This is a genomic window from Microcoleus sp. FACHB-831 (assembly GCF_014695585.1).
GTDB lineage: Bacteria > Cyanobacteriota > Cyanobacteriia > Cyanobacteriales > FACHB-T130 > FACHB-831.
On record NZ_JACJON010000046.1, the window covers coordinates 37,909 to 52,459 of the forward strand.

Annotated in this window: 6 protein-coding genes and 1 pseudogene; 2 read left to right on the plus strand and 5 right to left on the minus strand. The window is 49.3% G+C overall.

Going from position 1 to position 14,551, the window contains the following annotated elements; all coding sequences use genetic code 11:
* Nucleotides 1–786 precede the first annotated feature (786 nt).
* Nucleotides 787–5,067: an nSTAND1 domain-containing NTPase gene (locus H6F77_RS12385; protein ID WP_190488885.1), complete on the minus strand. Its 4,281-nt coding sequence runs from the start codon at nt 5,065–5,067 to the stop codon at nt 787–789.
* Between the two features lie 83 nt (nt 5,068–5,150).
* Between H6F77_RS12385 and H6F77_RS12390 the strand changes: the two genes are divergently transcribed.
* Nucleotides 5,151–5,555 carry a CU044_2847 family protein gene (locus H6F77_RS12390; protein ID WP_190488887.1) on the plus strand — a complete coding sequence of 135 codons (405 nt, stop codon included), beginning with the start codon at nt 5,151–5,153 and terminating at the stop codon, nt 5,553–5,555.
* A gap of 135 nt (nt 5,556–5,690) precedes the next feature.
* On the opposite strand, the gene H6F77_RS27870 is transcribed toward H6F77_RS12390, so the two are convergent.
* The 3 genes from H6F77_RS27870 to H6F77_RS12405 all read right to left on the minus strand — a co-directional run bounded on the left by H6F77_RS27870 (nt 5,691) and on the right by H6F77_RS12405 (nt 7,085).
* Entirely contained in the window at nt 5,691–5,867 is a 177-nt protein-coding gene (locus H6F77_RS27870) for a type II toxin-antitoxin system RelE/ParE family toxin (protein WP_242022114.1), read from the minus strand.
* Entirely contained in the window at nt 5,852–6,544 is a 693-nt protein-coding gene (locus tag H6F77_RS12400) for a phytanoyl-CoA dioxygenase family protein (protein ID WP_190488889.1), read from the minus strand. Before H6F77_RS12400 ends, H6F77_RS27870 begins: the two co-directional genes overlap by 16 nt.
* 196 nt (nt 6,545–6,740) lie before the next feature.
* Nucleotides 6,741–7,085, minus strand: a complete 345-nt coding sequence (locus tag H6F77_RS12405) for a metal-sensing transcriptional repressor (protein WP_190488897.1) — start codon at nt 7,083–7,085, stop codon at nt 6,741–6,743.
* A 161-nt stretch (nt 7,086–7,246) separates the two neighbouring features.
* Here H6F77_RS12405 and H6F77_RS12410 point away from each other — a divergent pair, with 161 nt between their 5' ends.
* Nucleotides 7,247–8,476, plus strand: coding sequence for an HhoA/HhoB/HtrA family serine endopeptidase (locus H6F77_RS12410; RefSeq protein ID WP_190488899.1), 1,230 nt, complete (start codon nt 7,247–7,249; stop codon nt 8,474–8,476).
* 82 nt (nt 8,477–8,558) lie between these two features.
* Here H6F77_RS12410 and H6F77_RS12415 read toward each other — a convergent pair.
* A pseudogene (locus tag H6F77_RS12415) lies at nt 8,559–14,531 on the minus strand (DNA-directed RNA polymerase subunit beta').
* Nucleotides 14,532–14,551: the final 20 nt, after the last annotated feature.

Below are 14,551 nucleotides of genomic sequence, written 5' to 3' on the forward strand. Positions count from 1 at the left end.
AGAGGAGCGATAGCTAGAACGAAAGCGGTTAAAACTTTTATTACTAAAACGCCAAGGTAATTGCTTTTTACAATTCGGCGTTTCTTAATCAAATAGTAGATGGCACTCTAATCGTTTGTTTAGCTGACTTGTTTGCCTTCTTCTTCGCCCTTACCAATTAATAGTGGCACGCTTTTATTAAATATGACAAGCATTTAAGCTTTGTTTTAACGAAACAAGATATTTCTCGGTTTATTTTGAAGATTGGGTCAAAATAACCAGAAATCAGTATATCCACTGATTCAAATTAAGGGAACTACAAGTAGAGATTTTTCGTTATTAATAATCCAAAACAAAATAGATTTAGATTAAATAAATAAGCTAAATTACAGCGATTTTCAGTAAGTTTACTGAGGGCAGAAGCAGGGTTTAAGCAATAAAGCGGAAAACAACTATGATAAATATCCTACAAACTTATATTTCTATTAGATAAAAACTTGAATAGGTACTCAACGTGTCTAAAGGTTTGAGGGAAAGCCGCTTAAAAGAACTGGAACTGGTAAAGAAGTTCTAAAGTTGGCTATGAAGCTTGCCAGAATGGTGTAGCGGGTGAATGTGGCCTAGACGCGATCGCATTCGCCCCAAGAGCAGTAAAAAGGGGCGATCGCACTACGCGATCGCCCCTTATACAATTTTGAATTTTAGATTTTGCGCCCCTGGAGTTTCTCCGCAAAAAGGATTTTGGATACTTTTCTCCAAGCCCCAGATGTTATTAGGAGGGTAAAAGGCGAGACGCTTGCCCCAAAATTATGGCTGGCAAGTTTTTTTAGCACCCTTAGCGGCATCAGATTCAGGTTTTTTTAAGGTAGGATGGTCGCGCAAGCGATCGCACCCAACTTGCAGCCACGTTTTCCAATTGCCACCGCGCCACAACCTTAAAGTCTTGTCGCCGCTGCCGCTAGCAATATACTGTCCATCTGGACTAAAAGCGATCGCAAAGACGGCATCCTCATGTCCCCGGAAAGGTTGCCCGATAGGTTCCCCCTTAAGATTCCACAACCTTAAAGTTTTGTCGCCGCTACCACTAACAATATATTGACCATCAGGACTAAAACCCACCGAAGTCACAGCATAATCGTGCCCTCGGAAAGGTTCGCCAATCAGCTTGCCCGCTTTGTCCCACAACCTGATCGTCTTGTCTCTGCTGCCGCTAACAATATACTGACCATCGGGACTAAAAGCGATCGCAAAGACGGCATCCTGATGTCCCCGTAACGGTTGACCAATCGGTTCGCCCTTAAGGTTCCAAAACCGCACTGTTCCGTCCCAACTCCCGCTGGCAATCGTCTGCCCGTCTGCACTAAAGGCAATCGAACTAACCACAGCCTCATGCCCCCTCAAAGGTTCGCCAACTGCTTGCCCCTGCTTGTTCCAAAGCCGCAGAGTCTTATCAGCGCTGCCACTGGCAATATACTGGCCATCTCGACTAACTGCAATCGACAAAACAGCATCCTCATGTCCCGTCAAAGGTTGACCAATAGGTTCGCCCTTAATGTTCCACAATCGCACAGTGCGATCGCCACCGCCGCTGACAATATATTGACCGTCCGGACTAAACGCAACAGAAGTGAAACCACCTTGCTGCCCTTGGAATGGCTGACCAATAGGTTCGCCCTTAACGTTCCACAACCGCAAGGTATTGTCATCGCTGGCACTGATGATGTACTGACCATCGGGGCTAAAAGCGATGGAACTAACAGCTTGTAGATGTCCTTGGAATGGCTTGCCAGCATTGTCCCCAACGTCCCACAACCGCACCGTAGTGTCATCGCTGCCAGTGGCAATGTACTCCCCAGTGGGACTAAAAGCGACAGATCTGACAGTATTCTCATGTCCCCGAAAGGTTAAACCAAGCGGCTTGCCCGACTTGTCCCACAACCGCAAAGTATTGTCAGCGCTAGCACTGACGATGTACTCGCCATTAGGACTAAAAGCGACAGACAACACAACCTGATCGTGGCCTCCAAAAGGTTGGCCAATCGGCTGCCCCCCAATGCCCCAAACCCGCAGCGTCTGATCATAACTACCGCTGACAATGGATTGTCCGTTTGGACTAAAAGCAATGGAACTCACAGCATTTTCGTGTCCGACGAATGGTTGACCAATCGGCTTGCCTGTAATTTCCCACAACCGCACTGTTTTATCCTTACCGCCGCTGACAACATAGCGACCGTCGGGACTAAAGGCGACAGCAAAAACATCACCTTGATGTCCCCGGAACGGTTGGCCAACGGTTTGACCTTTGAGATTCCACAGCCGCAAAGTCGAGTCGGTACTTCCAGAAACGATGTACTGTCCGTTGGGGCTAAAAGCGACAGAACTTACAGCACCTTGATGTCCCTGGAACGGTTGGCCTATAAGTTGACCGTTGAGGTTCCACAACTTTAAGGTTCCATCCGCGCTGGCCCCCGCAATATAATTACCATTTGGACTAAAGGCGATCGCGCTAGCAGGACTTTCAACTGCAAACGGTTGACCTATCGGTTCTCCTTTTATATTCCACAAACGTACCGTCTTGTCTTTGCTAGCTGCTGCAATGTACTGTCCGTCAGGACTAAAGGCGACAGAATTGACGTTATCTTCATGTCCTTGAAAAATATTTCGCTCGGTTGCTACTTGTACTGCGCTTAACAAGCTAGACTCAACAGGAGGCAAGACGCGCCCCAATTTTGCCCTGCTCTGACCCAAAAGCTGCATCGCACTCAACAATCCATCTACAGGCTGAGCAGCTACGGAATTTTGCACCACCACCGCCCGTTCGCGCAGCGTTGCGATCGCCGCATCCCGTTCAGCTTTTCGCCACAAGACCGCAAAAACCATAGCTATTACAGCTACCAACCCCAGCAAACCCGCACCAATAGCAAGACGCGATCGCTGGTTATTTCGTCTCTTGTTGATGCTTTTCTCGACAAATTCATGGCTCAAGCTTGATAGCGGTACGCTCTGGGCATAAAGTTTAAGGAAATTCTCCGCTTCAGCTAATTTCAGTCCTTGCAACAGATAATCTCCCGCCTTGCCCTTTTCTTGCCACTCTTGGGCACCAGCCTCAATCATCCGCTTTTGTCTTAGAGCATCCCTCGTCTCGCTCAACCATTCGCGCAAAAGCGGCCAATGGCGTATCAAAGCTTCGTGGGCAACATCTACGACTGCCAACTTACCCGATTCCACGCCCTTCTCTATCAAAGTACTTGTCACCAATAACTTGGCATCGGCTAAGTTTTGAATTACCCGATCCACAATTGCTTCATCTTGCTGTTTGGTGACTAAATCCGGTTGTCGTACCTGTCTGCGAGTATCTTCCGTTCCTTCACCCAGTTGAGTAAGTTCTAGAAAAATTCGCCTTGTTGCTTGTTGTTCTTCTGGCGAAAACGATTCATAAACTTCCGTTGCTCGTTTTTGCAACGTTCCCCTTACCCCACCGAGTTGAGTATAGGCGCTCAACGTCAATCGATTCACCGTCCGTCGCTGCCACAGTTCGGTTAAGGTGTACTGCAAGAGGGGCAAGCTACCAGGAGAGCCGTCTACATCTGCGATCATCTGGGTGACTAGCTCGCGCTCGACTTCTAAGCCTACTTGTTTGGCAGGTTCTACAATCGCTTGCTCTAATTCTTCAGCAGTCATGGGCGTGACTGTTACTAGATGCTGTTGGATTAAATTAGCTAATCCGGCATACTGTTTCTCGGCACATTTGCCAAAGAAATCTGCACGCATCGTCATCACTATAGTGAGTTTTGAGTTCTTAGCTTCGTTTTTTGAGTTGTCAGTTGTTCCCTCAACTACGCCCAGCAAACATTCAAAAAATTGCTGTCTTTCCTTCTCGTCGTGGCAAAGGGTAAAAGCTTCTTCCAACTGATCTACTAGCAGCACTACGCGAGGAGCAGCGATCGCTGCTATTAATTGCTTTAACCCCTCAGCACCTGCATTAATAAGTTCTTTGGCTTTGACTAGCTGGGAAGCTCTTTCAACTCCTTGAAGTTGCGGGTCTACAAATGCCCCAGCTAAATTTTCTAGCGGATGCTCGCCTGGTCTGAAAATATAAATTGGCCAAGTGTCGCTACCACTCAAACGCTGACCTAATTTAAGTTGATACAATAACCCTGCTCTGACTACAGAAGATTTGCCACTCCCTGAAGCTCCCAAGACGGTTAGGAAGTTCCCCTGACGCATTTGCTCTAAAAGTTGGTCTGTTAGCGTCGTCCGTCCGTGAAAATATTTAGGGTCTTCTTCGTTGCAGTCAAAATAAGATAAACCTTTGTAAGGACAGGTACCTCCTATAACTGCACCTGTCATAGACTCTTCTTCTTTTTTGCCCGTGAGGATAATTTGTCCGCCTGAGTTGGCAAAAACGGGTCGTTGGGTGGCAGTTTTTAGTGCTGTGTTTAGGTAATCAACGAGAGTATAGTTGGTTACTATTCTTTCCGGATGCTGTAATGGGTCAAGTCCTTGGACTAAGGCAGAGGTAAACACACCGCGATCGCCTGTAACATCTTCATAAGCAACCTCAAATTCGCGACTTGCAGCAATGAAACAGCGATCGCGCCCTTTGCCTCTATCCCCCGGATCTGCATCGTCAAAGTTAAGTAATTCTCCACTATGGCAGCAATCTAACCATATAATTTGCTGTCGAATAGGGCTTTCTTGAAGTAAGCGCCGCAACCACTGCATCGACAGACCATAAAGCCCTAAATCTGGATTGACATCGCTAGTAGCAAGAAAGCCTTCTTGAACTCTACCTTTGACTTTACGCAACCCATGCCCGGAAAAATACAATAGTGCCGTATCGGGTATATGTTTTCCCTCTGGCGTAAATAATTGTACAAGTGCTTCTTCTAGTTCATCGAGGCTGATTTTAGTTTTTTGACCGACGCGCACCTCACCGTCTTTGACAGCTTCGGGTAGGCGTCGAACTCTAAAGTCGCCCATGTCTGTAAGCATTTGGGCTACAGCTTCCGCATCCTGTGCGGGCGCATTCAAACGACTTAAGCGCTCGTATGTATTAATTCCTACCACTAAGGCATCCCGGCTCATACCTGAATCATTCCTCTAATACGATTTACCTGCTACTATAAGCTGGGCAACAAGGTATTCTCCAGCAAAAAAACAATTTGATTATGGATAAACTGACACCTATCGAGCTTGAAGATGGAACGATTATATATATTGAAGCGACACAGGATGTAGATACTTCCAATGTCACTTCTAATAACGATGAAGAGGAGGAAGTAGGACGTAGGACAAGAGGAGCAGGTAGGAGTGTATCGGACAGCCAAGCTCAAGCTCTACAAAATTTTAAGGCAATTGAAGGAACGATTCGTACTTATACGACTTATACTCTAAATGCGTTTAAGCAAGTAACTACAGCAAATATAACCAAAGTAACTTTGGAGTTTGGCCTGAAAGTTGGCGGAAGCGTGGGTATTCCCTACATTACCCAAGGTACTGCTGAGAGCAATTTAAAAATAACAGTAGAGTGTGAGTTTGCTAAGTCAACTAAAGTCACGTCTTCGATTGAATAGTTGATTGTTCATTGTTCGTGGTTGATGGATCATTTCCATGAACAATGAACAATGCACGGGGCTAAATATTGAAAGAGAAGCAACATAAAGCGATCGCTCTTACTTGTCGTCATTTTCTCTTCTTGTATATTTATCCTAGTATTCCTTAGCCTTGCTGATGTCTTGCTCTTGGGTACTTTTATCTCCGCCACACAATAGAAATAGACCGCTAGAAGGCAAAATTACAGACAGTATTTTCATCGAGTAAAGATGACCATAACCACGGAACGCGATAGTCAATTTATCTGATGTAGTCTCTATGAGCCGTACCATTGCAATCCGTTCGGTAGATTTTCGGCGGCAAACTCGATGTGGATAACACGTCGATGGGCGGGGGTTCGTGCCCGTCGGGAAGCATGGACTAGCAAGGGCTTCATTACTAGCACTCCGCCACAGGGCACAGGACAGGCGACGGCACAGGCTTTCTTGCTGTGAATGGTTTCCGGTTGCAAGCGCCCCTGACGATGGGAACCAGGAAGCACCAGCAGGGGAGCGTTGTCTAGGTCAGCATCGTCCAGATGGATACGCAGGGATAGCATTCCCTCCAAGATGCTTATGGGCGGCTGAACGTGGTGAACGTCGTCTTTGATAGACCAGGAACCGAAACCGGGTGTGTCAACACGTTGGCGAACGGCTATCGTTAGATCTTGATGCCAGGACACGCTCCAGTTGGCTTCAGGGTTCTTGTCAAAGAAGATACCTCGCACAGGAAAAGCTTCAGAACCAAGTATCGGTTCAACCAGGGCGCGGATGCTCACTTCCGAACACAGCTGATGCACTGTAGGTATTAGTTCGAGTAGGCGACGCATAGCATAGTCCTTGGCAGTGCGACCCCGAATTGCTGATTGCAGCGCTGCCCTCAGTGCTGCAACTTGGTACTGGTCAAGAACTCGCTGAATCGGGTTAAACCCATACTCAGCTATAGCCTGACGGTATGCCGTAATAGACATGGGTACACTCTAACTTTTATCGCCTAATGGCTATTTTTACATGGCTTTTGGCTAAATCCATGTAGTACTTACGCAAAGAAACGCGGTTTGTGACTTTAATCAGAGGTTTACCAAGTCGAGGTGTAAGTCCTCAATTAATTAACGCTTCTATACAAGGACTCCAAGTCCATTTGCTTTCAAAATCGGGTAGGGCATATTACGGTAAAAATCGATCTAGCGCCGCCTTTAACTCGACAATTTCAGCTTCAATATTGCCCTCTTTTGCAGCGCGGGCAATGCAGGAAGTTAAATGTTCATCTAAAATCATCCGGGCTACTCGATCGAGGGCACCGCGCACGGCGGCAATTTGCACGAGTACGTCAGGACAAGCGCGATTTTCTTGCACCATAGACTTAATTCCTCGGATGTGTCCTTCAATCCGAGACAGCCGATTAACTACACGTCGCAGTGATTCTTCGCTGTGGACGTGATCGTGGTGATGCTCTTCATCCCCATGAAAGTGAACGCGATCGCCAACGGGCAAGGTTTCATCAGTTAGCATTCGATTCCGGTCGTGCAAAGTTAATAGGCTAGCAGCAGTATTAAACATCCTAGCCCAGAAGGGTGGCAATAGTGGAGAGCCAACGGGTCATGTCAGAGAACTGTAAAAATAGATATAGAAATATTTGTGGCAATCGATAGACAATCACGAAACTTGATGCTATGACATTTTCAAATTTTTCTCGCTTTTTACGCCAACTTGCTACCTATCTATTTGCCACCCTTCTGGGAGCCGTTTTAACAGCTAGTGTAGTGCTGCCAGCAAGGGCAGGGGAGCGATCGCTTGTGTCTCCCAAACCACCACTTGTAGCGCAGCGAACCGACAAGGTCGGCGCTTCGCTATCGGCTGAAGCAGCGATCGCATCTAATGGCAGCAGTTTTGTGACAGCATCCGTTAATCGCGTCGGTTCAGCCGTAGTCAGAATTGATACCGAGCGCACTGTCACCCGCAAGCTCGATCCGATGTTTGATGACCCCTTCTTCCGGCGCTTTTTTGGTGACGATCTAGGGATGCGGATGCCTCAACAAGAGCGCCTGCGGGGTCAAGGTTCTGGCTTCATAATTGACCGAAGCGGCATAATCCTGACAAATTCCCACGTTATCAACAAAGCGGATAAAGTCACAGTCACCCTCAAGGATGGCCGCACTTACACGGGCAAAGTCCAAGGTGCGGATGAAGTGACAGATTTAGCGGTCGTCAAAATAGAAGGAGGCAGCGATTTACCAGTAGCGCCTCTGGGAGATTCCGATATAGTGCAGGTAGGAGACTGGGCGATCGCCGTCGGCAACCCCCTCGGACTCGATAACACCGTCACCCTCGGCATTATCAGCACCCTCAAACGCTCCAGCGCCCAAGTAGGCATCCCAGATAAGCGTCTAGACTTCATTCAAACCGACGCCGCCATCAACCCCGGTAACTCCGGCGGGCCGCTATTAAACAGTCAAGGAGAAGTAATTGGCATCAACACAGCCATTCGCCCCGATGCAATGGGCATTGGCTTCGCCATTCCGATCAACAAAGCCAAAGCGATTAAAGACCAATTGGCACGCGGACAAAAAGTGTCCCATCCCTATCTCGGCATTCAGCTATTCAACCTGACACCCGAACTCGCAGCCGAAAACAACAGCGACCCCAATTCTCCTTTTGAGGTGCCTGAAGTTAACGGGGTCCTAGTCGTAAAAGTTTTACCCAACACTCCCGCGGCGGAATTTGGCATTCGTCGAGGAGACGTAATCGTTCAGATTGACGAGCAACCCGTTACCAGTGCCGACCAGTTGCAGGCTCTTGTCGAGAACAGCCACGTCGGTCAAGTCTTGCAGCTGAAAGTGGTGCGTGGCAACGAAACCGCATCGCTAGGCGTTCGCACCGGGCAACTAGAAAATCAGTCGTAGATTGCAATTAAAAAGGCAAAGGGCAAAAGAAAGAAAATTTTCTTTCTTTTGCCCTTTTACTTTTTACTTTTACCTTATTTGCTTACTCCTCAAAATCATCATCGTCATCCTCAAAATCATCGCCAAACTCTTCCTCTACCTCATCGAGATCCACCAAGGGTGTGAAGCCCCCGACTTTATCGCGTCCCCGGCTGCTGCCCTGAAAAGAACTTTCCTCATAACTGCGTGCAGTCCGGTCGTCCAGAACTACATCCAGCGGATCTTCGCCATCAGGCCCGACTATACCGCCAGAAGGGTCATAGGCAAGGTAGGAAGACTGCAAATCGGCATCCGCAGCCAATGAAGGCTCTTCATAGGCATTGAAGCCAGTCCCGGCGGGTATCAAACGCCCGATGATCACGTTCTCCTTCAAGCCCCTCAACCAATCCGACTTACCCTCAATCGCCGCCTCTGTCAGCACTCGCGTTGTCTCCTGGAAACTTGCCGCAGAAATAAACGAGTCCGTATTCAGCGATGCCTTGGTAATCCCCAGCAAAACAGGAGTATATTGCGCCGGAGCGCCCCCCGTAATCGCCATCGCCTCGTTCACCTGCTCTATCTGCCGCAACTCCACAAGCTCCCCAGGCAGCATCGTCGTGTCGCCGCCATCGTCCACCCGCACCTTAGATGTCATCTGCCGCACGATCACCTCAATGTGCTTGTCAGAGATATCAATATCCTGCGACTGATACACCGACTGCACCTCGTTCACCAAAAACGCCTGCGACTTCTGCAATCCCACAAGAGCCGAGTCGTAAACGCCCTGCTCCTCCCGCGTCAGTTCAAAGAAAATCTCTAGAATTTCATGGGGGTTCGCAGGCCCATCCGTCAGCGGCTCCGCAGGCGCAACATATTGACCATCCGAAACAATCGGGTTCTGCCCCGGCCCCAAAGGATATTCGGCAATTGTCCCGTCATCCTCTATCACCTTAACTTCCGTCGATTCGTTATCCTGCGAATAAACAACAGAAGCAGTACCCGGACGCCGTGCCAAAATACAAGCCTCTTTTGGCTTGCGCGCCTCCAGCAATTCCTCAATTCTCGGCAAACCTTGGATAATATCCCCAGTCTTCGCTCGTTCAAAAACCAGCAACACCAAGTTATCACCCCGCTGCACCAAATCCCCGTCATCAATGTGCAGGACGGCACCCGCCGACACGCGATAAGGACGCGCCAAGCGCAGCGTCACGCTAGTTTTTTGCAGCGCCCCGTCTTGTGGATCGCCAGCAGTCCCGGGCAGACCAACCACTTGGCCCGATTCTTCAGTAACTATTCCGGGCGCAATTTCGCTCCCAGCCACCAGCAGTTCCCCAAGGCGTACCTTCGGCTTCTTGCCTTCAATGTCGATAGTCACCCGATCCGCCTCGCGCATTATCAGAATTCGGCGAATCATCTCGCTTCCTTCCTTAATACCCCGCACCAAACCTGCGTCCTTACACTGAATTTCAGTCCGGGCAACGACGGCACCAGGAGCTATGCGATCGCCATCTTCCACCATAATCCGCGTCGAAGTCGAACCACCCAACGGATCTGCTGCTGTATCCCGGCGAATCACTAAAGATTCCAAAATCACTAGCTGCAACTGCAACGCGCTGGGGTCGTCTTCTGATGGCACCAGTTCTATGTCAGCGGCCAGTTGCGGTGCCCCCGCCACCCCGGTCGCTTCCATATCACGCCACTCCAACACTAGCTGCGTCCGCAGCAATTCCAACCCTTCAACAGATTTTACCCGTTCCCCATCTTTGAACGGCAAGCGCTGAACAGCACGCAGCTCAATCCCCCCGCTGTTGCCCGAAGAAATCGAAGCTTGAGAAGGCACGGCAGGATCGTCCGGTACTGCATACTCTGTCACTAAGCGCAACAATAAAGCTGGCCCCTCTGGTGCATCTATATAAGATGCATAGCGCAGCGCCGTCACCGATACCCCAGGAATCGCCTCCTCCCCAGGATAAAACAACGCTCCGTCCTTCGAGGCGCCCATTTGCGGGTCATCCAGCAGATGCAGTTCCCCTGGCTTAATGACAATCTCCCGCAGGATATCGTTTTTCTGAACAACTTCCACCACCCCGCTAGTCTGGCAGAAGATATCCTTAACCACTTCTGTCCCCGCTTCCACATATTGGCCGTCTTCGACTAATAGCAGGGAGATATCTTTATTTACTTCGTGGCACTCTTCGGGAACCCACAAGATAGTGCCGCCCTTAACGACTTCATATCCTTGCTTTGCCTTGGCCCGTTTGTGTACCTCAATCCCCGCATACTTGATAATGCCCCCCGTCGTCGTGCGATAGCGATCGTCAATTAACTCCGCTACCACTTGATGGTTCTGCACCTTGGTGCCTGGGGTGGCTTTAAGCAGAAATCGCTGATTATCCGTCGTGTAAATAATATAGTGGTCGCGTCCTCCCGTGCTTTCGGCTCGGACTGTCGCACTGTTTAGCTCGACGGATGCCGTGATAATTTCAATTTCTCGGCCTCCCCGCAGTCGAACAACACCACCATTCACGCTTTGCAGTTTGGTTTCTGCCAGCACGCTCCCAGGTTCAATTCTGTCACCGTTTTTCACAATCGGCTCTGCACCTGGGGGCAGGTTGTAGACTTCCCCAGACAATATCCATAGCAATCCACCCCGTTGGGCGATGCGAGTGCTGTTGCCTTGGCGGTCGGTTTTTTCTTCTGAAACCAGATCCGCGAAGAGTACTTCCCCAGCCAGGTCAGAGGCGACATCTTTGACGGCTTTTTCTGTTGTGCGGCGACGGTTGCCGATTGCGACTTCAGCTAGCATCTGTCCTGCTTGCACTGTGTCTTTGTCTGACACCATAAGAACAGAGCCGGAGGTGACGGGGAAGGTTTCGATGCGCCCGTTGGCACCAGTTAAGATAAGGTCGCCAGTTTGACTTTCAACTTGTTCGCGGTCTTCTCCATGCCGAGTGCGGGTGGGTCGAGTACGCAAACCACCAGCAAAGCGGAGGGTTCCGTCGAATGGTGCTTTCACCAAACGGGCTACTTCTCCGGTAAAGACCCCCCCGGTGTGGAAGGTACGCATGGTGAGCTGGGTTCCCGGTTCGCCGATTGATTGGGCGGCGATGATGCCGACTGCTTCGCCCAGATCGACGAGTTTGCCATGGGCGAGACTCCAGCCGTAGCATTGCTGGCACACAGACCGTGCGGCTTCGCAGGTGAGGGGACTACGCGCTAAAACTTCTTCTACCCCCGACTTGCCGATAACTTTTGCCAAATCGTCGCTAATGGCTTGGTTGCGAGTGGCTATAACTTCCCCGGTTGTGGGGTGATGCACGTCAGCCGCCAAGATACGACCTAGAAGGCGATTTTCTAAAGGAATGAGGACGCGATCGTTGTCTCTCATCGGACGTACCCGCACGCCCCGCACGCTACCGCAGTCGCCTTCTCGCACAATTACATCCTGGGCAACGTCAACCAAGCGGCGGGTGAGATACCCCGAGTCTGCTGTCCGCAGGGCGGTGTCTACAAGTCCTTTACGTGCGCCGTAGGAGGAGATGATGTACTCCGTTACAGTTAGTCCTTCCCTGAAGTTGGTCTTAATCGGCAGACCGATAATTTGTCCTTGCGGATCTGCCATAAGACCGCGCATACCTACCAATTGGCGCACCTGGGAAAGGTTCCCTCTTGCACCGCTGAAGGCCATCATATATACGCTGTTTAATGGATCGGTACGGCGGAAATTTTCCACCACTTCATCCTTCAACGCTTCGCTAGTGCTATTCCAAGTATCGATAACTTTTTGGAAACGCTCGACTTCCGTGATTTCGCCCCGCGAGTAGCGAGTTTCTGTAGTGCGAATTTCTGCTTCGGCAGCTTCCAACATCTCCCGTTTGACGGGGGGAACTTGGAGGTCGTCAACACTAATCGACACACCTGCTTTGGTCGCATACCGAAAGCCTAAATCTTTCAGACGGTCTGCCATCTGGGCGGTGCGAGCGCTGCCGTAGTAGGTAAAAGCCCAGGATACCAGTTTTTTCAATTGAGACTTATCGACAACCCGGTTCCTGAAAGTTAGTTTCTGCTGCTGTTGTTCTGCCATTTTTCCGATGTTTCTCTTCTTCGAGGAAATGATGAATTATGAATGATGAATTATTAGTTAATTCATCATTCATACCTGTTAAAGCAGTGAATCTTGAATTGTCTTGTTGAAAAGAATTCGACCGGGAGTTGTCTTAATGAACTGACTGACAACCTTTCCGCTTTTGTCCTCTCGCACTCGCCGGAACTTATATTCCTTCAGCAAGGTTCCATCCTCCAACCGTGACTCTTTCAGCGGTTCCGTATCTGGTTCTTCGGTCTCCATTGCTCCTTCATACCGCACCCAGATGTAGGAGTGTAAGTCTACTGAGGATTGCTCGTAGGCTCTGATGGCATCATCCAAATTGGCATAATAAGTGCCAGCCCCTTTCACAGCCGCACGATTCTCTGCTGTCAAATAATACGCGCCCAACACCATATCTTGGCTCGGCGCGACAATTGGGCGTCCCGTTGCTGGTGACAAAATATTATGGCAAGCCAACATCAAAATTCGAGCCTCCGCCTGCGCCTCTAAAGACAGAGGAACGTGAACTGCCATCTGGTCTCCGTCAAAGTCAGCGTTGAAAGCGGGACAGACTAAAGGATGCAGCTGAATTGCGCGACCTTCAACCAAAATTGGCTCAAAAGCTTGAATTCCTAAACGGTGCAGTGTTGGCGCTCGGTTCAACATTACTGGATGCCCTGCAATCACCTCTTCCAACACATCCCACACGCTGGGGTCATTACGTTGAATTAACTTTTTCGCCGCCTTAATATTATTTACCTGGCCTCCGCGAATTAGCCGATGGATGACAAAGGGTTGAAACAGCTCAATTGCCATTTCGCGTGGCAACCCGCACTGGTGAATCTTTAACTTCGGCCCTACAACAATTACAGAACGACCAGAGTAATCCACCCGTTTACCCAGAAGGTTTTGGCGGAATCGACCTTGTTTGCCCTCAATAATGTCAGACAGGGACTTCAGAGGTCGGTTGTTTGCTCCCACTACCGTCCGTCCCCGACGACCGTTGTCAATAAGGGCGTCTACGGCTTCTTGCAACATCCGCTTTTCATTGCGGACGATGATTTCCGGTGCGAGGATTTCCTGCAAACGCTCCAATCGATTATTGCGGTTAATTACTCGCCGATAAAGGTCGTTTAAGTCAGAGGTGGCAAAACGACCGCCGTCCAGTTGCACCATCGGACGCAAATCTGGAGGTATTACTGGGATTACTGACAGCACCATCCACTCAGCTTTCGAGCCAGTAGCGATGAAGTTGTCGATGACCCGCAGGCGTTTAATTAACTTAGCCCGCTTTTGCCCTTTGGCGGAGGCAATTTCTTCTCGCAGTTCTTCTGCTGCTTTTTCTAAGTCCACATCTTGCAGAAGTCGCTGTAGCGCCTCAGCACCAATACCCACTTCTACTTCAGTTAAGGTGGAGTCTTCGCTGTAGAGTTGCTCTTCAATCTCTAACCACTGGTCTTCTGTGAGCAGTTGTTTGTAGGTGAGGTCGGGAGCGTTGCCCGGATTGAGGACGACGTAGGCATTGAAATAAACAATTTGCTCTACATCTCTCAAGGGCATATCTAACAGAATGCTAAGATAGCTGGGAATGCCTTTGAGATACCAAACGTGGGCTACTGGAGCTGCTAGTTTGATAAAGCCCATTCGGTGACGGCGCACTCTGGATTCTGTTACTTCTACACCGCAGCGTTCGCAGACAATGCCGCGATGTCTTACTCTTTTATATTTACCGCAATGACATTCCCAATCCTTTGCGGGGCCAAATATGCGTTCGCAAAATAGCCCGTCCATTTCTGGTTTTAAGGTGCGGTAGTTGATAGTTTCAGGCTTTGTTACTTCGCCTACTACTTGACCATTTGGTAGAGTTCTTTCACCCCATTGGCGAATGCGTTCTGGGCTAGCAATTCCTATTTTGACGTAATCAAATCTTGTTTCTAGCTGACTTCTCATTTTGTTACTTCCCTATTTAA

Excerpts from the sequence above, each read along its gene's own strand:
- H6F77_RS12385 (WP_190488885.1), bottom strand. The coding sequence starts at position 5,067 with ATGAGCCGGGATGCCTTAGTGGTAGGAATTAATACATACGAGCGCTTA.
- H6F77_RS12390 (WP_190488887.1), top strand. The coding sequence starts at position 5,151 with ATGGATAAACTGACACCTATCGAGCTTGAAGATGGAACGATTATATAT.
- H6F77_RS27870 (WP_242022114.1), bottom strand. The coding sequence starts at position 5,867 with ATGGTACGGCTCATAGAGACTACATCAGATAAATTGACTATCGCGTTC.
- H6F77_RS12400 (WP_190488889.1), bottom strand. The coding sequence starts at position 6,544 with ATGTCTATTACGGCATACCGTCAGGCTATAGCTGAGTATGGGTTTAAC.
- H6F77_RS12405 (WP_190488897.1), bottom strand. The coding sequence starts at position 7,085 with ATGCTAACTGATGAAACCTTGCCCGTTGGCGATCGCGTTCACTTTCAT.
- H6F77_RS12410 (WP_190488899.1), top strand. The coding sequence starts at position 7,247 with ATGACATTTTCAAATTTTTCTCGCTTTTTACGCCAACTTGCTACCTAT.